The sequence below is a fragment of the Micromonospora sp. NPDC049836 genome (assembly GCF_044465125.1).
In the GTDB taxonomy this organism is placed as follows: Bacteria; Actinomycetota; Actinomycetes; order Mycobacteriales; family Micromonosporaceae; genus Micromonospora.
The window spans coordinates 45,430-66,720 of record NZ_JBITLH010000020.1 but is presented as its reverse complement, the minus strand read 5'-3'; the positions used below and the strand labels follow the sequence as shown (position 1 = coordinate 66,720).

The 21,291-nt window shown below is 69.0% G+C and carries 17 protein-coding genes; all 17 read left to right on the top strand.

Translation table 11 applies throughout. The features are described 5' to 3' along the window. The first annotated feature begins 182 nt into the window (after positions 1-182). The 17 genes from ACIBPB_RS31895 to ACIBPB_RS31815 all read left to right on the top strand — a co-directional run bounded on the left by ACIBPB_RS31895 (position 183) and on the right by ACIBPB_RS31815 (position 20,740). The gene (locus tag ACIBPB_RS31895; RefSeq protein ID WP_082171407.1) at positions 183-1,616 is read left to right on the top strand and encodes an APC family permease; all 1,434 of its coding nucleotides are present in this window, start codon (positions 183-185) and stop codon (positions 1,614-1,616) included. Beyond that, the gene (locus ACIBPB_RS31890; RefSeq protein ID WP_030500425.1) at positions 1,613-2,638 is read left to right on the top strand and encodes an acetamidase/formamidase family protein; all 1,026 of its coding nucleotides are present in this window, start codon (positions 1,613-1,615) and stop codon (positions 2,636-2,638) included. Before ACIBPB_RS31895 ends, ACIBPB_RS31890 begins: the two co-directional genes overlap by 4 nt. 4 nt (positions 2,639-2,642) lie before the next feature. Beyond that, positions 2,643-3,497 carry an SAM-dependent methyltransferase gene (locus ACIBPB_RS31885; protein WP_036342668.1) on the top strand — a complete coding sequence of 285 codons (855 nt, stop codon included), beginning with the start codon at positions 2,643-2,645 and terminating at the stop codon, positions 3,495-3,497. A gap of 165 nt (positions 3,498-3,662) precedes the next feature. Then, a complete protein-coding gene (locus ACIBPB_RS31880; RefSeq protein WP_030500423.1) occupies positions 3,663-4,337 on the top strand; it encodes a GPP34 family phosphoprotein in 675 nt (224 codons plus the stop codon). Positions 4,338-4,364: 27 nt separating this feature from the next. Next, a complete protein-coding gene (locus ACIBPB_RS31875; RefSeq protein WP_030500422.1) occupies positions 4,365-5,018 on the top strand; it encodes a hypothetical protein in 654 nt (217 codons plus the stop codon). 418 nt (positions 5,019-5,436) lie between these two features. Next, positions 5,437-6,216 carry a hypothetical protein gene (locus ACIBPB_RS31870; RefSeq protein ID WP_143025373.1) on the top strand — a complete coding sequence of 260 codons (780 nt, stop codon included), beginning with the start codon at positions 5,437-5,439 and terminating at the stop codon, positions 6,214-6,216. Positions 6,217-6,467: 251 nt separating this feature from the next. After that, on the top strand, positions 6,468-7,691 hold the full coding sequence (fxlM, locus tag ACIBPB_RS31865) for a methyltransferase, FxLD system (protein ID WP_030500420.1): 1,224 nt from the start codon (positions 6,468-6,470) through the stop codon (positions 7,689-7,691). 113 nt (positions 7,692-7,804) lie between these two features. Further along, complete coding sequence (gene fxlM, locus ACIBPB_RS31860) at positions 7,805-9,013, top strand: methyltransferase, FxLD system (RefSeq protein ID WP_030500419.1); 1,209 nt, start codon at positions 7,805-7,807, stop codon at positions 9,011-9,013. Between the two features lie 80 nt (positions 9,014-9,093). Next, entirely contained in the window at positions 9,094-9,258 is a 165-nt protein-coding gene (locus ACIBPB_RS31855; RefSeq protein WP_082171406.1) for an FxLD family lanthipeptide, read from the top strand. Between the two features lie 171 nt (positions 9,259-9,429). Then, a complete protein-coding gene (locus ACIBPB_RS31850) occupies positions 9,430-12,441 on the top strand; it encodes a lantibiotic dehydratase (RefSeq protein ID WP_030500418.1) in 3,012 nt (1,003 codons plus the stop codon). Continuing rightward, positions 12,438-13,661, top strand: coding sequence for a lanthionine synthetase C family protein (locus ACIBPB_RS31845; protein WP_052165555.1), 1,224 nt, complete (start codon positions 12,438-12,440; stop codon positions 13,659-13,661). Before ACIBPB_RS31850 ends, ACIBPB_RS31845 begins: the two co-directional genes overlap by 4 nt. A 17-nt stretch (positions 13,662-13,678) precedes the next feature. Beyond that, positions 13,679-14,491, top strand: a complete 813-nt coding sequence (locus ACIBPB_RS31840) for a thiopeptide-type bacteriocin biosynthesis protein (protein ID WP_030500416.1) — start codon at positions 13,679-13,681, stop codon at positions 14,489-14,491. 119 nt (positions 14,492-14,610) lie between these two features. Continuing rightward, positions 14,611-15,582, top strand: coding sequence for a hypothetical protein (locus ACIBPB_RS31835; protein WP_141722613.1), 972 nt, complete (start codon positions 14,611-14,613; stop codon positions 15,580-15,582). Between the two features lie 319 nt (positions 15,583-15,901). Then, positions 15,902-16,426: a hypothetical protein gene (locus ACIBPB_RS31830; protein ID WP_047894145.1), complete on the top strand. Its 525-nt coding sequence runs from the start codon at positions 15,902-15,904 to the stop codon at positions 16,424-16,426. A 588-nt stretch (positions 16,427-17,014) separates the two neighbouring features. Next, the gene (locus ACIBPB_RS31825; RefSeq protein WP_030500413.1) at positions 17,015-18,154 is read left to right on the top strand and encodes a DUF932 domain-containing protein; all 1,140 of its coding nucleotides are present in this window, start codon (positions 17,015-17,017) and stop codon (positions 18,152-18,154) included. Between the two features lie 200 nt (positions 18,155-18,354). Further along, the gene (locus tag ACIBPB_RS31820; RefSeq protein WP_030500412.1) at positions 18,355-18,891 is read left to right on the top strand and encodes a hypothetical protein; all 537 of its coding nucleotides are present in this window, start codon (positions 18,355-18,357) and stop codon (positions 18,889-18,891) included. A 163-nt stretch (positions 18,892-19,054) separates the two neighbouring features. Beyond that, positions 19,055-20,740, top strand: a complete 1,686-nt coding sequence (locus ACIBPB_RS31815) for a ParB/RepB/Spo0J family partition protein (protein ID WP_082171427.1) — start codon at positions 19,055-19,057, stop codon at positions 20,738-20,740. Positions 20,741-21,291 lie beyond the last annotated feature (551 nt).

Below are 21,291 nucleotides of genomic sequence, written 5' to 3'. Positions count from 1 at the left end.
CGCAGCCACCAAGACCAACGACTGAACATCTACAACCAGCGAGGGGGTCAAAGTTCGGCCGGAACAGAGGGGTCAGGGTTCAACCGGTGTTGACACCTTCGAAGCCGCTGCCGCCGTTGGCCAGCTCGAGCACTGGCGGAAGTGAGCTGGCGTCGCTGACCGACAGGAAGGAATGGAACAGCATGCACACTAGGCAGACAGCGCCTCCGCCGGAGATCGGCTTGGCGCAGGCGTCGCCCGACTCCTCGCGGTTCGGATACCGACCGGAGCTGCGCCGCTCACTCGGCTTCGCCGACCTGCTCTTCTACGGGCTGGTGTTCATGGTGCCGATCGCGCCTATGGGCATCTTCGGATCCGTCTACTCCGGCGCCGGCGGGATGGTCGCGCTGGCGTACGTCATCGGCATGGCGGCGCTGGTGTTCACTGCCGCCTCATACGCCCAGATGGTCAAGGCGTTTCCACTTGCCGGGAGCGTGTACAACTACGCCGGGCGAGGGATCGGCGCACCGGTCGGGTTCCTCGCTGGCTGGGCGATCCTGCTGGACTACGTGCTGGTGCCGAGCCTGCTGTACCTGATCGCGGCGGTGGCGATGCACTCCACCGTTCCGGCGGTTCCAGTGTGGGTCTGGCTGGTCGGCTTCGTGCTGGTGAACACCCTGGTCAACTACCGGGGAATCCGGATGACCGCACTGATCACCCGAGTGATGCTCGTCGGCGAGGTCATCGTCCTGGTGATCTTCCTTGCAACTGCGGGCCGCGCCCTCGCGCACGGCAAGGGACAGGGCTTCTCCTGGACGCCGCTCTACAACCCCGACACGTTCACCTGGGCGCTGGTGTTCGGCGCGGTGTCGATCGCCGTGCTCAGCTTCCTCGGCTTCGACGGCATCTCGATGCTGGCCGAGGAGAATAAGGGCGGCGCGGGGCAGATCGGCCGGGCCATGGCCGCGGCGTTGGGTGTGGCTGGCTTGCTGTTCATCGCCCAGACCTGGATGGCCGCGCTGCTGCTGCCCAACCCGGATGGCCTCCTCGTCAATGGCGATCCGGAAGGCACCGCGTTCTACGACGCCGCCCGGCTCGCCGGTGGTCCCTGGCTGGCCACCCTGTGCGCGGTCGCCACGGCCGTCGCCTGGGGCGTGGCGAACTCCCTCGTCGCGCAGGTGGCCACCTCGCGGCTGCTGTACGCCATGGCCCGCGACCGGCAGCTGCCGAAGTTCCTGGCCAAGGTGTCAGTGCGCCACAGCGTGCCCACTCACGCCATCACCCTCACTGCGCTGGTGTCGCTGGCGATCGGCCTCTACATGAACTGGCGAACCGATGGCATCGCGCTGCTGTCCAGCCTGATCAACTTCGGCGCGATGACCGCGTTCCTCGTGCTGCACCTCGCCGTCATCTGGCACTACCTGGTCCGCCAACGCAGCCGCAACCTGATCGCGCACCTGATGCTTCCGGGAATCGGATTCGCCATCCTCGCCTACGTCGTTGTCAACGCCAACGTGGCCGCCCAACGCCTCGGCTTCGTCTGGCTCACCCTCGGCCTCCTGGTCCTGGCAGGTCTGTACGCCGCCGGACGCCGCCCCGAGCTGTCCGGACTTGCCAACGGACGGGAGGGGGCATGACCAGCTCGGTCACCTACCAGCCAACCGAAGACGAGCTGCGTTACACCTTCGGCGCCCACCCGGCGGTCGCCGAGATAAAGCCGGGCAGCCTGCTTGTCACCAGCACCGAGGATTGCTTCGGCGGGGTCGTGCGCGCTGTGGACGACCTGCCGTCGAAGGTGTGCCAAGCATTTAATCCCGTCACCGGCCCCTTCCACGTGCTCGGCGCAGAACCTGGCGACACTCTCGCGCTGCACTTCGCGGCCATCGCCCCGGCCCGCGACTGGGGCATGTCAGCCACCTTTCCGCATTTCGGTGCGTTGACCGCCACCCACACCACGCCGATGCTGCACCCACCGCTCGAGGAGCGGGTGTGGCGCTACACCATCGACACCGCGGCAGGCACCGTGACCTTCCACGCCCGCCGCTCCGGCCATGCGATCGTCATGCCCTTGGAGCCGATGCTCGGCACCGTGGGACTGGCCCCGGCCGGCGGGGAAGCACGCTCCACGATCGTGCCTGATGCGCACGGCGGGAACCTCGACACTCCGGAGATCCGCCCCGGCACCACCGTTTACCTGGGCGTCAACGTCCCCGGCGCGCTGTTCGCCATAGGCGATGGCCATGCCCGCCAGGGCCAGGGCGAGGTGTGCGGCGTCGCGGTGGAGACAGCCATGAACGTCACCGTCGCTGTCGACCTGATCAAGGGCGTGGCTACACCATGGCCACGCATCGAGACCGACCACCGGATCATCTCGATCGGCGCCGCCCGTCCGCTTGAAGACGCCTACCGCATCAGCCAGCACGACCTGGTTACCTGGACCGCACAACTGACCGGCCTGGAGCTACTTGACGCTTACCAGGTCGTCTCGCAGGCCGGCCGAGCCGCACCTGGCAACGTCTGCGACCCGCTCTACACCATGCACGCCGCCGTCAACAAGGCGATCTTGGCAGGCGTGAACCCCTATGAGGGAGTGCACCAGCGGCTGCGCCGCATCGCCGAGGCCCCAAGCGAGCAACCGGGGAAAGACCATGGGAACTGAGGCGATGAGCTGGGCACCCGCCGAGGTCGACCTGACTCGTCCGAATGCCGCACGGATGTACGACTACTTCCTCGGTGGCAGCCACAACTTCGCCGCGGACCGTCACGCCGCCGATGCCGTACTCGCCGTCGCACCCCATGTCGCCGACGCGGCCCGCGCAAACCGCGCGTTCCTGCGCCGCGCCGTCCGCTACGCACTCCAGCAGGGCATACACCAGTTCCTCGACCTCGGCTCGGGGATACCGACCGTGGGCAACGTCCACGACATCACCCGCCACATCGACATCAATGCGCGGGTTCTCTACGTCGATGTCGAGCCGGTAGCCGTGGCGCACGCCAGGGTCCTGCTGAATAACAACCCGCGGGTCGATGTCATCCAGGCCGACATCTGCTTTCCGGATTTCATCCTCAAAAATTCCACCACGCAGCGGCTGATCGACCTCACCCGTCCCGTCGCCGTCCTCTTCGTCTCGGTCCTGCACTTCATCCCCGGCGACGTCAACGCCATCGTGGAACCGTTCCGCGCCGCGATGCCCCCTGGCAGCGCCCTCGTCATCTCCCACGCGACCTCCGGCACGGCCACAAGCCAGACCGATGAGGTGCAGAGGCTGTATCAGCGCACGCCTACCCCACTTCAACTGCGCGCCCCCGCAGAGGTCGAGGCGCTGTTCGGCGACTTCGCCACGGTCCCTGCCGACGGGCCAGCAGCGAAGTCGGCGAGCAACGCAGCGCTCGTCCCTGTTGCTCGGTGGCGCCCTGATCCCGAGGACCAGATCGAGAGGGGACACGCGTCAGCCAGCCCCTTCCTCACCGGCTTCCTCGCCGGGGTCGGGATGAAAGGAGCAGCAGCTCGTGAGTGAACCTCCTCGGCTCGCTATCCGCAGGGAACCATCCCTGCCCAGTGCCAGCTGGGTACTGATGTTCATCGGATCCGCGGGACCCACCGGCGGCGGCAAGTGGGCGTCCGCCCAGGTTGCGCACCAGCCTGCGGCAGTCTGCGTCCAGACCACGGAAGGGGCGGGCCGATGAGTTTTGCTCGGCTGCCGCTGCGCGACGAGTTGTTCCTGCTCGGCCATGACGACGACGCCGGCCACCCGCACATCCACCGCCAAGCCTTGGCGTTGGGGCTGGCCGGCGCGGTCCTGGTCGACCTGTTTCTCGCCGGGCGGATCGTCCTCGACCCGAACAACGACCGTTTGTCCGGAGACCGGTGGCTGCGCCTGCACACCGATCAACCGCTCGGAGACCTGATCGGGGACAGTGCCATCGGCTTCATCCGCTATGGGCGTACAGCACCACCGGTGAAGGCGTTCCTGCGCGGCTTCGCCGACGACCTATACGAGCGCACCCGCGCCGGACTCGTCGCCGCCGGGATCCTCCGGCAGGTCACTCGCCGGCGCCTCGGCGGCCTTGCCCGCACCGACACCTACCTCGCCACCGACACCAAGTGGGCGGTCGTCGCCCGCGCACGCCTGCGGTACGTCGCTCAAGGCCGTGAGCAGCCCGACAACCACACCGCCGCACTCGCCGGACTCGTCGCCACCCTCGGCCTCACCGGCCACCTCTACCTCAACGACGACAGTACGACCGTGACGGCGCACCTGAAGGCCATCGCCGGCCAGCACCACCGGTCGGTGCGGGACATCACCGCCGCCCTCGACGCCGCCGTCGGTGACCTCGCCACCGCAACGTACCGGTGAAGCGAGACCACAAGGACATCTAATCCGATGGAGAGCCTGGTGCACATTCGCGCCGCCCGTTGGGCAGACAAGGATCTGGTCGCCCTGCTGATCGCCGACGCCCTGCACCCCACACCGCTCGCCGCGTGGCTGGTGCCCGACCCAGGGCAGAGGTGCCAGGTGCTGGCCGACGTCGTCGCGATCTGGGTAGAACATGCGATGTTCTTCGGCGACATCCACCTCACCCATGACCTCACCGCCGCCACCGTGGGTTTTCACCGTTACCGACCCATCCCACCACCGGCCAACTACCGGACCCGGCTCACCGACGCCGCCGGACCACACGCCGACCGCTTCGACCTGCTGGACACGCTCCTTGCCGAGAAACAGCCCACCGAACCGCACTACCAACTGGCGTTCCTCGCCGTCCGCACCGACGCCCAACGGGGCGGCTGTGGCGTCGCGCTGCTGGCCCACCACCGCAGCCGCCTCGACCGCATCGACCTGCCGTCCTGGACCGCTGTTCCCTCAGGCGGGGAGCACCTGCTCGCCCGATACGGCTACACACCCCGGCCGGCGATCACCTTGCCGGACGGCCCGACCCTGCAGCCGATGCGCCGCAACGCTCGCCACGGCAGCAGTGCCATGCCGATCAACCCGGCCCGCCCGGTCGACAACCGCTGGCAAGGCTTCCATGTGTAGCCCCATCGCTCCCGTCACTAACAGCCTCACCGGTGACATCCACAGGCAGCTGACCACCCCCGTCCTGAAACTGGCTCCGCGAATCATGGCCTTTCCAAGCAGATACCCTCCAGACCTGATCGACGCCGTCGTCCAGCGCGTCACGGATGCCCGCCGAGTCAGGGCATACGGCGCCGTCACCACCGTCGCCCATCAGATGAACCTCGACCCGCGCCTAGTCCAGAAATGGGTCACCAAAGCGACTGCCCCAGTCGCGCTCCAGCCATGCAGGCCGGCCGCCGACTCGTGCGAGATGTACCTGCCGCCGGGACTGCTGCACTGCAGGTTCTGCCAGCAGCCAATGACTCACGCCGAGTCGCACGACTCTGGGCAGGGCTACCAGTGCCAGCAGGGTTGCAGACCCCGGCCCCTGGATAGCGTGGCCGTCGCCGACACCATCGGTCGGGCGATCCTGGCGCGCGCCGCTCGGATCATCCCGTCGACCAGCACCCCGATCCCGCCACACCTCGCAGCCGTCCACGCCCACCGCGTCCTCGCCCGCATCACCGTCGGTGCCACCCCCAGCGACATCACCCTCACCTGGCGCGCCACCCCTGTTCTCGAACCCGGCCGGTTCGAGGCCGAACGCGCACAGCGTGTCGCCACCGCCCGCACCCTGGTCCTCGGCGACCCGCTGCGCGCCCGGCAACTCCTGCACGCCAGCCTCACCGGCATCGACCCCGCCACCGCGCCCGCCGACGCGGTGCACGCGGAAGCCGCCATCCTCCTAGCCGAACTGCAACTCCGTCTCGGCCACCCCGCCGACGCCATAACCTGGGCCACCTACGCCCGTGCCAGCACAGTCCACCTCCACGGGCTCGCCCACCGGCGGGCCTTGCACGCCCTCCACGTCCTCGCCGCTGCCCACTCGCGCGGCGGACACCATCAGCGCGCCTACCACCTCTACCGGGAACTCACCGGCCACCTCTCCAAATCCGACGGCCCGCACGCCCAGCAAACCCTCGCCGTCCAAGCAGCCACCGCCCTCATCCTGTACGCCCTCGGCCACTGCCAAGCCGCCCGCACCCTCCTCGCCGACACCATCACCACCCACCGGCGCGAACACCCCGGCCACCCCGCCACCGCCCACATGACCCGGCACCTGTCCCGCATCTGGCGCGAGTGCGCCACCAACGGCCACCAGCACCAGGACGCCTGACCGCCCGCCTCGCCCTGATAGGAGGTCCGCCGTGACCGCACGCCCCCTCCCCAGAACAACTCGCGGTGCTACAGCGGCTCGGGCGGCGATGGGTACGACGAACCACTCCTGTCGTTAGGCGTCGGTGACATCGCAGGAACCAGCGCAGCGCTCCCGCCGGCCCCCTGTCTTCCTGCATTCGCCGCACCAGGCGTGCCCCGAATGCAGGAGTGCCTGTCCGACCCGATGAGAAGGAAGTACGAGTAACCCAGATGGCTGAGACAAGCATCGGCGAGTCCGCCCAGCTCCGCGCCGCGCTGGTGGACACGCTGCGCGATAAGGGGATGGTCACGAGCGCTCTCGTTGAGGCGGCGATCCGAGCGGTGCCGCGGCATTGGTTCATGCCGGCCGGTACGCCGACTGAGGTCGCCTATGGCTACGACAGCTCCGTGGTGACCAAGCGCGATCAGGACGGCATGGCGATCTCGTCGGTGTCCGCGGCGTACATCCAGGCGCGGATGCTGGAACTGGCCGAGCTGCGACCTGGCATGACGGTGCTGGAGGTCGGCTCGGGCGGATTGAACGCGGCCTACCTCGCAGAGGTCGTCGGTCCGGAGGGCCGAGTAGTCAGCATTGATATCGACCCCGAGATCATTGACCTGGCCTCGACCGCGCTGGACGCCACGGGCTACAGCAGCCGAGTCCGTGTCCTGGTCGCCGACGCCGAGCACGGCGTGCCGGACGAGGGGCCATTCGACGCGATCATCGTGACGGTCGGGGCGTGGGACATCGCCCCGGCCTGGCTCGACCAACTGGCCTCGGACGGCGTGCTCGTCCTCCCGTTGATTATGAACGGGGTCACCCGCACCATCGGGTTCCGGCGCGACGGCGACCACCTGGCCAGCACGTCGGCCGAAGTGGCCGGGTTCGTGCCGATGCAGGGCGCCGGCCGCCACGCCGACCAGGTGCTCGAGCTAGCCGATACCACCGGCGGCAAGGTCAAGCTCGCGTTCGACTCCGGCGCACCCCCGGATCTGATTCAGCTCAATGGCGTGCTGGACGCCGACGCGGCCGAATTTTGGTCTGGCGTCACGGTCAGCCACGGGATCTCCTTCGCCGACCTGCACCTGTGGCTCGCGTGGTACCTGGATGGGTTCGGCCGCCTCGCCGCCGACGAGGGCAGCGCACTGGCTGCCCGGAAGCGCTGGTTGCCGTTCGCGGTCGTACGCGGAGCCGGGCTCGCCTGCCTCGTGTTGCGGGACGCGATGCAGGGCGCCGGGGCGGAGTTCGGTGCCCGCGCCTACGGACGCGACGGGCAGGTGGCCGCCGCCGCGTTGATCGAACAGATCCAGGCGTGGGACCGAGCCGGGCGGCACACGCCTCCGACGTTCGCCTACTGGCCCGCCGGCGGCGACCGCTCCCAGATTCGCGCCGACGCCACGGTCATGAACAAGACCCACGGCGTGGTGACGATCTCCTGGCCCACGAGCAGCTGACTCTGGCCTCGGGCCAGCCTCGCTGGGTCAGGTTGCAACAACCCAGCCGCCCAAACCCATAGGGCGAAGCGGGACGCCAAGTCCGCCAGCCCCCGCTACCCGAAAGGATTCCCATGACATTGCAGGTCGACGACGCCACCACCTTGCGCCAGGCCATGGTGGGCACGCTGCGCGACGAAGGTCTGATCACCACCGACAGCGTCGCCGCAGCGATGAACGCGGTGCCCCGGCACGAGTTCGCACCCGGCGAACCGCTGGAGAAGGTGTATCAGACCAACAGCACCCTGGTGCCCAAGATTGACGCTCAGGGGCGTCAGACCAGCGTGGTCTCGGCCTCGCACATTCAGGCCATCCAGCTAGAACTGGCCGAGGTACGGCCGGGCATGAACGTGCTGGAGATCGGCTCGGGTGGCTACAACGCCGCCCTGATCGCGGAGGTCGTCGGGCCGACCGGTTCGGTGACGACCATGGACATCGATGCCGACGTCGTGGACCGTGCCCGCGCGGGTCTGCGCCGGGCCGGGTACGAGCAGGTCAACGTCGTGCTCGCCGACGCCGAGCACGGCGTGGCACAGCACGCGCCGTATGACCGGATCATGGTCACGGTCGGGGCGTGGGACATCCCGCCCGCCTGGCTCGATCAGCTCACCCCGGACGGCCGGATCGTCGTGCCGCTGCGCTTCGCCGGGATCACCCGCCTGGTCGCCTTCGACCGCGCCCCCGGCAGGTCGGTGCTGACGGCCAGCAACTACCGGCTCGGCTCGTTCGTGCCGATGCAGGGCGACGGCGCCGCCAGCGAGCAGCTGATCCCGGTCACCCCCGACGTCGGGCTGCGCCTCGACCAGAACAGCACTCTCACGTTCGACGTGCCGGCGCTGCGCAAGGCGCTCAACACCAAGCCCGTGGAGAGCTGGTCGGGCACGCCGTTCGACATGCCGGACGAGCTGGAGCTGTACCTGCTGACCAGCGGGCCGGAACTGCCGATGATTCACGCCGCGCAGGCCGCGGTCGATCAGGGCGTAGTCAACCGCACGGTACGCAACGGCACCCCGACGCTGGTGCGCGGCGGCAGCTTCGCCTATCGCATCAAGCGGGAGAATCCGCAGACCGTCAGCGGCTACGAGACCGGTGTCATCGCCCACGGGCCGGAAGCCGAGCAGGTCGGTGCCGAGCTGCTCGCCATGATCCGCACCTGGGCGGACTCCTACTACCGGCGCGGCGCTGCCCACATCACCTACCACCCGAACACCGCCGACACCAGCGATCTGACCGGGTGGCACAGCACCAAGCGACACGGCGTCCTCGCCGTCGCCTGGTCCTAAGAGACTTCGGCGCTCACCTCAGCGGCCCACGCCGGGGGGAGCGTCGGGGAACCCCTATCACTGCAACCAGGGAGGTTGTCATGGCCCAGCTCGCCACGGTCCAGCCCGACGTCGAGGGCGGCACCCTCGACGACTTCGATCTCGACATCGAGTTCATCGAGGCCGGCGGCACCGTCGAGCACATCATCAAGATGACCGAGGACAACTGCGGCAGCACCTGCGCGTCGGCCTGCACCAGCTGCTGACCAGCCGCATCCGCTGGTGGCTCGCTCTGATGGCCAGCCCAAACCAGATGGGCAGGCCGTAAGGCGAGCCATCGACAGCGGATCAGGAGTGCCCGGCCCGGGGAGACCTGCTCTCGAGGGTCGGGCACTCCTCACCCGCAGACAGATGATCACGCCCATGGGGAGGCTGGTGTGTACCGCAGCGTGAACGATGCCTTGATGCTCCGGGCGGCCGTACTTCGCCCGGGCCAGATCGGCGCATGGCCTGACCTGACCGGCAGCGACACGGCGACCAGTTGGCGCCTGTGGCTTGCCGAGACGTTGGCGGTTCCGGGGTTCGCGGCAGCCTTGGCCCACGCGTCACCGGACCTCGCCGAGCGGGTCACCGCCGCCATCAGCGGCGGCCCGTCGCAATCTGACGCCCGCCGGGTGGTGCTCGCGGTCATGCGCTACCTGCTGCGCACTACCACCCGTGCCACACCATACGGGTTGTTCGCGGGCGTTGCCCCCGCCACCGCGAGCCGCACCGGCCGCATCCACTGGGGCACTGCACACCGGCCTTTCGCTCGCCTTCAGGCATCCTGGCTGGCCGCCGTCCTCGATGGCCTGGAATCCGACGTGCGGCTGCGCCCGCATGTGATGGTGCGCGCCAACAACCTGCTGGTCGAGCGCAGTGAGAGGCTGGTGCTGGAGTACCGCGCCGCCACGACCGACCCCGCAGGTGCGCCCACGCATCTGCGCATCAAGACCACCGACATGATCCGCACGGCTCTCGCGCTGGCGGCTGAGCCGATCCGGTGGGCCGACCTCACCGGCAAGCTGACGGCCGAATGTGGGGCGCCGCAGGAAGGCGCGCAGCGGCTGGTCGGCCAAATGGTGACGCAGCGGTTGCTGTTGACCAGCCTGCGCCCGCCGTCGACCGAGACCGACCCCCTGGCGCATCTCGTGGATCAGCTGGAGACCGCCGCAGCCGAAGGCGGCGACGTAGGCGAGCTACTTGATCCGCTGCGTCGCGTTCGCGATCTCAAAGCCCGACACGACCGCGCACCGGACGAGGCCACGGCTGATGCCCGCCGCCGGGACCTCGGCAGAGCCGCCGCCGTGATCCAGCCCGGGCAGGCGGTCGGTGTCGATTTGCGGCTGGACTGCGACCTCGTGGTGCCGACGACGGTGACGGCCGAGGCATGCCGCGCCGCTGCCGCGCTGACCCGCCTCGCCCGGCCGACATCGCTTCGGTGGCGGGACTGGCATACGCGTTTCTTGAACCGGTACGGCCTGCACGCCCTCGTCCCGCTCCTGGATGCGATCGATGCCCAGGTGGGCCTCGGCTATCCGGACGGCTTCACCGGCGAGCCGGCCGATGATTCGCCCGCGTTGACCGACAGGGACCGGAGGCTACTCGCCTTGGCGCAACGTGCCGCCCTGCACCGTGAACACGAGGTCGACCTCGACGACGTCCTCCTGGACAGGCTGGCCGGCCCGGCGCCGACCGAGATCCCGCCGACCGCCGAGCTCACCGTGCGCGTCCACGCCGACTCCCTCCAAGCCATCGCCGGCGGCGACTTCCTGCTGTCGGTCGTACGTGCTTCAGCGCAAGCCTTCTCCACCGCGGGCCGGTTCCTAGACATGTTCGGCGAGACCGACCGGCACCGGATGGCCTCCTGCGCCGCCGACAGCCCAGCCAGCGCCGGCGCGTTGCTGGCCCAGCTGTCCGCGGTCACCCGCTACACCATCAGCCTGGACGTCAACCGCGCCCCCCAGGTGCTGCCGCATCTGATCCCCGTCGGCGAGTACCACGCCCCGTCGCAGGCCGCGATCGGCTTGGACGACATCGCGGTAACCGCCGACGCGCACCGCCTGTACCTGGTGTCGATCTCTCGCCGACGGGCGCTGCAGCCGGTCGCAGTCAACGCGGTCGAGCCCGTACGACACGCCCACCCTCTGGCCCGCTTCCTGGCCGAAGCGCCCGTGGCCCTCGCTACCCCGTGCTCACCGCTGGAGTGGGGGCCAGCGGCCAAGGGCTTGCCGTTCCTGCCCGCGCTGCGGTACGGCCGGACCCTCTTGAGCCCCGGGCGGTGGCACCTGAGCGCCGCCGAACTGCCCGACCGGCATGCCGGCTGGCAGCACTGGGACCGCGCGCTGACCACCTGGCTCAAGGCCACAGGCTGCCCTACCGCCGTCTCGCTTGGTATCGGCGACCAGACCCTCGGCCTCGACCTGGACAAGCCCGCTCACCGGGCGCTGCTACGCGACCACCTGACCCGCAACCCCACCGCACTGCTGCATCTCATCCCCGAAGGCGCCGCCTGGATCGGCGGGCATCCCCACGAAATCGTCATCCCGTTGACCGCCACCACCGCGAGACCACCAGCGCCCCGCCTCACCAGCCCCCTGGTCGATGTCCGTACCCACGGCAGCTTGCCTGGCCGCGACCACCACTACCTGAAGATCTACGCCCGGCCGGAAGAACAGACCACCATCCTTACCGCCCACCTGCCTCGGCTTGTCGTGCAACTCCCGCCGGCGGGCAGGTGGTGGTTCCTGCGCCACGCCGACCCGGAGCCGCACCTGCGGCTGCGTATCAGCGGCTTGCCCATCGAAGCCATCACCGGCTGGACGCAGGAGCTGACCGACGCCGACCTGACCCAGCGAGTCCAGTGGGACACCGACTTCGGCGAGCCTGGCCGCTTCGGCAGCCTGGCCGCGTACCAGGCAACGGCAGCCGTGTTCGCGGCGGACTCCGCAGCCGCGCTCGCCCAACTGGCCGTCACCACGCGACGTCCCACCCTGGGCTGGCAGGCGTTGACCGCCGCGAGCATGGTCGACCTCGTCACGGCGGTCATCGGCGACCCACACGACGCCCTGCGATGGCTGATAGCCCGTACCCGCGCGCACCGGCCAGCACCCCCACGAGCCGTCTACGACCAGGCCATCCGCCTGGCCAACCCGTACGACCCCACCGCCGTGGCGTCCCTGACCGGCGGCGAGAACCTGACGGACCGCTGGGCTCGGCGCCGCCGCACCGTGGCCGCCTGGCGCGACAGCCTGCCCACCGTCAGCACCATGCCGCCGGCCGAGCTGCTGCCCGACCTGCTGCACCTGCACCACGTCCGCGTCGCCGGGGCCGACCTCGACAGCGAACGAGCCTGCCTGCACCTCGCCCGCGCCGCCGCGCTGAGCTGGACGACAAGGAGCATCACGTGACCACCCCGACCACCACCGCCAACCCCTCGGATGTGCTCGCGGCGGTCTGCGCCAGACTCGCCAGCCCCTCCATCGTCGGCCCGTCACGCGACGGGCGGACCCGGCCGCAATCGCTGGCCGGAGGCGCGGTGGGCATCGCCCTGCTGCACATCGAGCGGGCCGTCTCCGGACACGGCAACGAAGCCACCGCCCACCGCTGGATACGCGCCGCCGGCAGCGAGCCGGTCAGCATCGGCCGCAACTCCGACCCCTTCCACGGCGCCCCCGCGCTGGCGTTCATGCTGCACACCGCCCGCCCCCTCGGCGGCTACCACCGCGCCTTCGCCAGCCTCAACGACGCCACGATCACCCTCACCAGACAACGGCTCGTCGCCGCACACGCCCGCATAGACCGCCGCGACCCGCTGACGATGTACGAGTTCGACCTCGTCCACGGCCTGACCGGGCTCGGGCTCTACCACCTGCACGCCCACCCCGAGCACCCCATCAGCCGCGACGTGATGACCTACCTGGCCCGCATCACCGAACCCCTCGGCAACGGCTCCACGCAGCCGCCGTGGTGGCTGCCATCGGGGCTCGGCGGCACACCACACCCAGACTTTCCCCACGGGCACGGCAACATCGGCGTAGCCCACGGCATCAGCGCCCTCATCGCCCTGCTCGCCTACGCCATCCTCCACGGCCACGACACCCCCGCAGCCCGCAACGCCCTCGCCGCTCTATGCGACTGGACCGACCACCACCGCCAAGACGACCCGGCCGGAACATGGTGGCCCGGCTACGTCACCCCCGACACCACCCCACGGCGGCACCGGCCCTCCTGGTGCTACGGCACCCCCGGCATCGCCCGCGCTCAGCAACTCGCCGGGCTCGCCCTGCGAGATACGGCCCGCCAGCAACGGGCAGAAGAGGCTGTGCTCGCCGTGCTGCGAGACGCCGCCCAACGCGCCCGGCTGCCCGAGATCGGCCTCTGCCACGGCAAAGCCGGCCTCCTGCAGGCTGCCAGCCGCTTGGCCGCCGCCAGCACCGACCCGCACCGCGCGGGTCAGCTCACCGCCGAGCTGCCCGGCCTGGCGGCCGAACTCGCCAACCAGCTCGCCAGCCAAGCCCAAGGTGATCCAGAGCTGCTGAACGGCACGGCCGGTGCCGTGCTGGCGCTGCAGACCGCCGTCACCGGCAGCCCGGCGACCAGCTGGGACACCTTCCTCGCCCTCGCCTGAACCCAAGGGAAACGAACATGACGCCACCCAAATGGCGGCAGACCACCATCGCCTTCCCCGACCCCCACGCCGCAGACCAAGTAGCCACCGCCCATCTCGCGCCGATCCTCGTCGACGCCGAAACCCGCCAGCTCATCACCACCTGGTTCTACGTCCGGAAAGGCACTTGGCGGCTGCGCTACCTTCCCGCCTCCACCACCGCCGACCACTACTTGGCCAGCCAGCTGGCCCGCCTACGCCACGACCGCCATATCAGCGCCGCCGTTCCGGGAATCTACGAGCCCGAGACCTACGCCTTCGGCGGCACCAGAGCCATGGACACCACCCACCATCTGTGGCATCACGACAGCCGCCAGCTACTCACCCCCGGCTCCAACCACCTAGCCGCGCGGCACCCCGAGCTGTCGATCATGCTCGCCGCGGCCATGATGCGAGCCGCAGGCCTTGACTGGTACGAACAAGGCGACGTCTGGGCCCGCGTCGCCAACCACCGAGACCCACCCCAGCCCACGCTCGTCAACAACCTGCTGCACGCGGTGAAACGGCTCCTCACTGCCGATCCAGCCAGCCTCACCCACCAGGGGGCGCCGCTGGCCGCCACTCGCAGCTGGTTCGAGGCTTACATCGCCGCCGGCGACACTCTCAACCGGCTCAACCGGACAGGACAGTTGCAGCGCGGCCTCCGCGCAACCCTCGCCCACCACGTGATCTTCGCCTGGAACCGGCGCAGCATTCCTGGCCTGCACCAAGCGGCACTCGCCACCGCCGCCAGAAACATCATCTTCGGCACCAACCCCACCGCGCCCTCGGCCCCGGGCGGTGACTCATGAACCCCGCAATAGCCCGTAGATTCCCGCTGATCGCCCGGCCCCGCCCCGTATGCACACCCCTGCCCCAGCGCATCGCCGACCTCGAGGAACGCGCCGACCTCGCCTACCACAGCGGTGACGTGGCCGCCGCGACCGCGGTCTTCAACCTCGCCGCGCTCCTAGCCTCGGACTGTGACATGCCCGACCTGGCCCACACCTGGTGCCACCGGCTCGCCACCGCGGCACTCGACCACGGCAGCGATCCCCAGCACGCACTCGAACCGATCGTGAACCTCGCCCGCCTCCGCATCCGCGCGGGCGACGGCCCCGCCGCCTGGGCCCTGTTGGAAACCCTGTTCCAGGCCATCGACACCCGCACCGACACCCTGATCGACGGCCTCACCATCCCCGTCGCCCGCCTCACCGAGGCACCCGGTGCCCACACCAAGACACGAACCTGGCTATGGGCCGTCCTGCTCGGCACCGGCGCCCACGCCCTCGCCAGCGCCGGACGGTGGGACGACGCCAGCCACCGCCTCACCCAATACAACGGCATCGGCGCACGCATGCTCGACGGCAGGCAGATCAGCGTCATAGCCCATGCCACAGCAGGCCGCTACCGCCAGGCACGCGCGATGCTAGACGCCACCCAACCGGGCGAACCATGGGAAGACGCCGTCACTGCCTGCCTGCTCCTGCTGATGCCAGACTCCGATCCCGCAGACGACCAGGCGAACAAGGCGCTGACCGCCTACCACGCCCTCGGACCCGCCAAGCCCGGACTCACCGTCTTCCACACCCGGCTTGGCCTCACCCTTCTAGACGCCCTCGATAACGATCACCCAGCCGCCGAGCAGCTCGGCGTCGAACTGATCCAACACGCTGCTGGCGACGGGTACGCCGCACGCGATCTACTGACTCATCCCACTTGCCTCGCCGCCGCCCACCATCAACGGGTCAATCAGCTCAAGACGCTCGTATCAACATGCGGCTTGGACGCAGGCACCCTGTCGGCGGCGCAGCAAAGAGCCCTGCTCCGCGCGCTCGACATGGCCGAATCGGTAATCCGTGCCCCTTCGGGCGCTCTACCAGCCGTCCCGCGGGGCAGCTGAACGGCGTCCGTCCTCTCTGGGCGCACAGCGCTGCTCCTGGCCGCAGCCGGTGGCGCTCTTTGCCGATCGTCTTTGCCGGGCTTCGTCAGGGGGAGCACGGCTCTCAAGTACGGCATCAACCCGCCGATCTCCCAGGCGACCGAGAGCCAGGCTGCTACCATCTGCACCGCTTCGGCCACACGTCCGCCGCTTAGCGGTGGACTTGTGGGTGGGGCTGTTGGTTGGATCACGCGGCCGGGGGGTTGCCGCTTCGTTCGTTCGCGGACGATGTTCCCCCGGCCGTTCCAACCGCTGGCCACCGATGCAGGCAGGGGTAGGCATGGAAATCCGGAACATTGGTGGCCGGCCACACACGGACATAGCCGGCGCAGCCGAGCTGACCGGACGGTCCGAACAGACGGTGCGGCTCAAGACGTCACCGAAGCAGCGCGCCCAAGGGTCAGGCTGGCCCGCGTCGGTCAAGCAGGACAAGAAGGCGTGGCTTCCCATCGACGAGCTGAAGCACGTCCGGGATGTCCTCCTACCGCAGATCGTGGAATCCTCCCGAGCGCGGGTCCATCATGTCGACCTCAACGGCGACCCCGAGGAGCTCATCTCCGCCACCGAGTTCCGGGAGATTCTCACCATCACGCAGGGCGGGTGGGACAAGTACGTCGGAATGAGCAAGGCCGTGTGGGACCGCGGCGAGGACGGCTACCTTCCCATGCCTGACCGCGAAGAACCCGCACCAGTACAGGGATCTACTCGTTACTGGAAACGCAGACGCGTGCAGGAATGGATCAACACCCGGAGCGGGAAGGTGCTCAGCGCCACGCCGCCCGATTTGCCAACCAGTGACTCCTAATGCAGCCGCTGCCTGAAGCGAATTTGCCGTAAGGCAAGACGACTGCTTCCGGATGTAGACCCATTCGCACCACTCGACGCCCGCTAGCCCGCCCGGTCCGACAGCCGTCTCGCCGCTTGGGCTGAATCGACCTTCGGTCGATGGCCTCCAGCCGGGTCAGCGTCCCGCCGCTGAACCGCGGCGCCTCGCCGGCGAGGCAGGCTCCGGGAAGGGGGAGGCAGCGCCGATCCTTCCCGGCGACCTGACCCCACAGTGCCAACCATGTTTGGCTGTGGGGGTCAAGCCACACCCCAGGCTTGACCCCCACAGCCAAACATGGTCGATCAAAGATCAGGCCACCGGGAAGGCTCTCTGACGCACATCACATAACCGGCTGCGCCGACCAATTCACCAATCAGCACGTAGAGAAACGTTAGTAGATCATGCGTTATTAATTACCGACGGTTACACATTGGCCACGCTGGAATTTCACGAATTGAACGGTCTCAAGTGGACTCTGCGGGGCTGGTCATGTATCATTAAATACATGAGGGAGGGGACGGCAACCCCCGCCCTCGCAGCCAACACCCCAACCGAAAGGGATCAACGGTGAGCAACGCGCTCGACACCATCCCCCTGGCCGCCCGGCACGCGACGCTGCCGGACCTGCACCGCATCCTCGACCTCCAGCAGGCGCACAAGCTCGACATCGTCGCCGGCACGGCGATGCTGCGAGCCGAGGCCGGACACCTGCGCATCACCGGCGCGGAACCCATCCTCAGCGAATCGGGTGTCACCCCCTCCGACGGGCTCTACCGGCCCACCGAACTGGGCGACGCGGGACTCGGCGAAAAGCTCGGCATCCCCACCAGCTACCTGCGCAAGACCCGCGCGCAGGCACTGCACCTCTACGACGCCAACATCAACGGCTGGCTCGACCTCAGCCAGGGCAAGCGCTATCTCGCCCGCTGCCTGTCCGACGGCAACGGTGGCGGCATCCTGCGCGCCTTCCTTAGCGACGGATACAAGATCATCGACAACCTCGACGTGCTGATGGCCGTCCTGTCCGGCATCCGCGAGTCGGGCATGAACGTCAAATTGGATTGCGACCTAAGCGAGCGCCGGATGGTCGTCCGCGTGCACTCCGAGGCCATCAAGACCCTCGCCCGCAACCTGCTGCGCAACTACCGCAGCCCCTTCACCGGAGCCACCGGCGCGGACAACCCGACCGTCTTCGCCGGTCTCGTCTTCACGAACAGCGAGACAGGCTCTGGCGCGTTCACCGTCACTCCCCGCATCGTCGTACAGGTCTGCGACAACGGCCTCACCATCACCAAAGACGCCCTGCGAGCAGTGCACCTCGGCGCGAAGATGGACGAGGGCACCATCCGCTGGAGCAACGACACCCACCAGGCGAACCTCAACCTGATCGGCAAGCAGACCCGCGACGCGGTGCGCCGCTTCCTCGACGTCCGCTACGTGCAGCGCAAGATCGAAGAGATCGAGGAGAAGGCCGGCCGCCGCGTCCCCGACCCCGACCACACCATCCGGGTCATCGCCCAGCGGCTGCGGTTCACCGAGGACGAGCAGCGGCTCGTCCTGAACCACTTCATCGACGGCGGCGACCGCACGGCCGGAGGCATCATGCACGCCGTCACCAGCGCCGCAAAGACCCTCACCGACCCCGACGCCGCGTACGAGATGGAGGGCGTCGGCATCCGGGCGATGGAAATCGCAGCCACGCTCTGACCCGAGCTCCGGGTGCCGCTGGCGCAACCCGCCAGCGGCACCCGGACCCAGCGCCCAGCCGCACGGCTGACCGCGTCGACGCGCATCGAGCACGCCGACGCGGGCTACCGCTCCCGCACCGCACGGCCACAGCCATCGGGCCTTCAACCCGCCCGCAGCCGTGCGCTGCAAACCCACCGCTGCGCACCTTGGGAGAAGCCATGCCCCTGTTCATCGGGTTGCCCCACGGCGTGTCCCTGCCCCGCAACCTTGCCGAGCCCGACGCCCGACACCTCGTCTCCGTGCTCGCCCGCACCTACCAATGGACCGGACCGCTGTTCGGCCGGGCAGAAGTCGAGGCGTACCTACGCGCCCAGGCCGACGACCCCGGCAGCCTCCACGACCCAGCCCTGAACACCGAGGAGTGGCGCCGCGTCCAGAACACCGCCGCATGGAAGAACCTCGCGGCAACAGCCCGCCGTGCAGTCATCACCGCCGACGTGATCGGCCAGGCACTGCGCCAAGCCGGCTTGTACTGCGCCCAATGTGACTCCCCCATCGCCGGTCCCTCGACCGCCAATTGGGGGCTCTGCCCCACCTGCCTCAACGCCGCCGACATCCGCGACCTGCAAACCCGCCCCTGCCCAGCCGGCGACGGCGTAAGCCCTCACCGCTGGAACAGCGCCACCTGCACCGAATGCACGATGCCCGCACCAGCCGCCCGCCCCCGCTTCACCGCCGTCGCCACAGCCGCCTAACAGCCGTGCGACGTTCCTCCTTTCAGTGGCAACTTCGCAGCGACCCGACACGGATCCGCCAGCGCCGCTGAACGCAGCGGCCTCGAAACCACCGGTCAGGCCCGGACGGCAACCCGGGCCTGACCGGCCAACCAACAAACCCACAACCGAAGGGAGCACACCGGTGCTCACGATCACCGCAACCGGCGCGCAGCCCAGCGCGGAGACCGACCAGCCCATCCCGGACGGGCTGCCCGACCTGTCGACCACCTCCACCGACCCGGCGGAGGCAGCCGACACCGAGCACACCGTCGCCAAGCCCGCCCTGCCCGGCGGCTACGAACTGCTGCCCATCAAGCAGATCAAGCCCAACCCCGACAACGTTCGCGACGACGCCCAAGCCCTGCGCGGCATCGTGGAGAACCTGCAAGAGGACGGCGTTCGCGGGCTGCTCGCCCCGGTCATCGTCACGCCGCTTGACGACGACACGTACCTGATCATCGACGGCGAGCAGCGATACTGGTCCGCCGTCGAAGCCGAGCAGGAGTACATCCCGGCCATCGTCCGGGACGACCTGGCCGGCAACCGCGAGCAGATCATCAGCATGTTGCGGCAAGTCCACCGCAAGGACCCCACCGCCGCACAGGTGTCCCGAGGCATCCAGCAGCTCGCACTTGAGGGCATGAGCGACGAGGAGATCGCCCGCAGCACCGGCTACCACCCCGAACAGGTCAAGGCCGGCCGCTGCGTCGCCACCCTGGACAAGCACACCGCCGAGCGCACCCACGCACTCGGACTGGATTTCACCCAGGCTGCCGCCCTCGCCGAGTTCACCGACGAACCCGACACCATCGAAACGCTGTTGCAGGAAGCCGAAGACGCCGGACCGTTCGCGTTCGCCCGAGCAGTCGAACAGGCCCGCTCCGCCCGTAACGCCCGCGAAGCCGAAGCCGCACGCCGCGCCGAGCTGACCACCGCCGGGGTGGCCCTGCTGACCGAACACCCCAGCTACCACGACGCGAAGGTCAAGGAGATCAGCGACCTCCGCGACGCCGAAGGCCAGCGCATCACCGCCGAGGACCACAGCGACTGCCCCGGCCACGCCGTCCTGCTGTACCTGGCCTACGACCACCGCCTCACCGAGCGCACCTACTGCACCGACTGGCGCAAGCACGGACACACCCAGTACAGCTACAGCACCACCACTCGCAGCGGCCCCATGACCGAGGGAGAAAAGGCCGAGCGGCGGCGCGTCATCGAGAACAACAAACTGATGGAAGCCGCGAACACCGTCCGCCGTGAGTGGCTGACCAACCTGCTCGCTGGCAAGACCCCACCCAAGGGCACCAACAAGCTCATCGCGGAGATGCTGGCCGACTCCGGCTACCTCCTGTCCACCTGGGTCAACGGCGGCCGGAAGATGCTGGACGACCTCCTCTCGCCTGGCAAGACCAAGCGCGCCGGCACCAGCCGCGTCCCGGCCCGCGTCAGCGACGCCCGCTACACGGTCATCTCCCTGGCCGCCATCGCCGCCGCGAACGAAAGCGCCATCACCCGCACCTCCTGGCGTGCCCCGGACCCGGCCGTCGCGAAGTGGTTGCAGTGGTGCATCACCAACGGCTTCCAGGTCGGCAAGGTCGAACAGCTCATCATCGACGGCGTCGTCAACCGCGCCACGAACCGGCGAACGGCCCCCGCCGTAGCCACGAACACGGAGCCAGACGACCCGCAGCCTGCCCGCCCCGAGGCCGAACCCGAGCAGGCAGAGAGCGAGGGCCACGGCGTTGACGCGGCAACCGCCGCTGCTGCTGACACCGCAGTTGCCGACACGGAGGCGGACCCCGACACCGGGTGCAACCTCGCCGCCTAGCCGCTGCCGGTCGGGGGCCACAACCGGCTCCCGACCGGCACCACCCAAGACCAATTTTGTCCCGAGCCCGTCGTGCTCCAGGCCGTTGCTCCCGCGGCCACCGGGCGGGCCGGAACACGTCCGCGTCCCATCAGGTCCGCTGCCGGCCCGCCCTGCCAGCTCCGCGTGCGCCACAATCCGCGCTCAGCCCACACACTCGATGCCTGTGTAGTAATGACTCTCTCCGGAGACGGCGAACCTCCGGGGGCCCACCACACCACCCACGGGGTTCGACCATGCCAAACCGGCCGCTCAGCCAGAACGCGACCACCACACCAGTACGGCACCCACCTGGCCAAGCCCCGCTCGACGGACAGCGGGATATCGCGCGGCTGCTCGGAGGCGATGGCCGCTGGCGCCTCTTCCGGGACAACAATCCCCACGGCCTCCGGCTCGATACCTACAGCGACAGGTGGACTCTCACTCGCGAGTTCCACGTCCACATCAACGGCACCGACGGTGAACGATGGGACATGATCACCGAACCATCGCCCGTCTGCCTCGGGGGATGG

What these genes read in the sequence shown, in the direction of transcription:
- ACIBPB_RS31895 (WP_082171407.1), top strand. Translation starts at nt 183, where the DNA reads ATGCACACTAGGCAGACAGCGCCTCCGCCGGAGATCGGCTTGGCGCAG.
- ACIBPB_RS31890 (WP_030500425.1), top strand. Translation starts at nt 1,613, where the DNA reads ATGACCAGCTCGGTCACCTACCAGCCAACCGAAGACGAGCTGCGTTAC.
- ACIBPB_RS31885 (WP_036342668.1), top strand. Translation starts at nt 2,643, where the DNA reads ATGAGCTGGGCACCCGCCGAGGTCGACCTGACTCGTCCGAATGCCGCA.
- ACIBPB_RS31880 (WP_030500423.1), top strand. Translation starts at nt 3,663, where the DNA reads ATGAGTTTTGCTCGGCTGCCGCTGCGCGACGAGTTGTTCCTGCTCGGC.
- ACIBPB_RS31875 (WP_030500422.1), top strand. Translation starts at nt 4,365, where the DNA reads ATGGAGAGCCTGGTGCACATTCGCGCCGCCCGTTGGGCAGACAAGGAT.
- fxlM (WP_030500420.1), top strand. Translation starts at nt 6,468, where the DNA reads ATGGCTGAGACAAGCATCGGCGAGTCCGCCCAGCTCCGCGCCGCGCTG.
- fxlM (WP_030500419.1), top strand. Translation starts at nt 7,805, where the DNA reads ATGACATTGCAGGTCGACGACGCCACCACCTTGCGCCAGGCCATGGTG.
- ACIBPB_RS31855 (WP_082171406.1), top strand. Translation starts at nt 9,094, where the DNA reads ATGGCCCAGCTCGCCACGGTCCAGCCCGACGTCGAGGGCGGCACCCTC.
- ACIBPB_RS31840 (WP_030500416.1), top strand. Translation starts at nt 13,679, where the DNA reads ATGACGCCACCCAAATGGCGGCAGACCACCATCGCCTTCCCCGACCCC.
- ACIBPB_RS31830 (WP_047894145.1), top strand. Translation starts at nt 15,902, where the DNA reads ATGGAAATCCGGAACATTGGTGGCCGGCCACACACGGACATAGCCGGC.
- ACIBPB_RS31820 (WP_030500412.1), top strand. Translation starts at nt 18,355, where the DNA reads ATGCCCCTGTTCATCGGGTTGCCCCACGGCGTGTCCCTGCCCCGCAAC.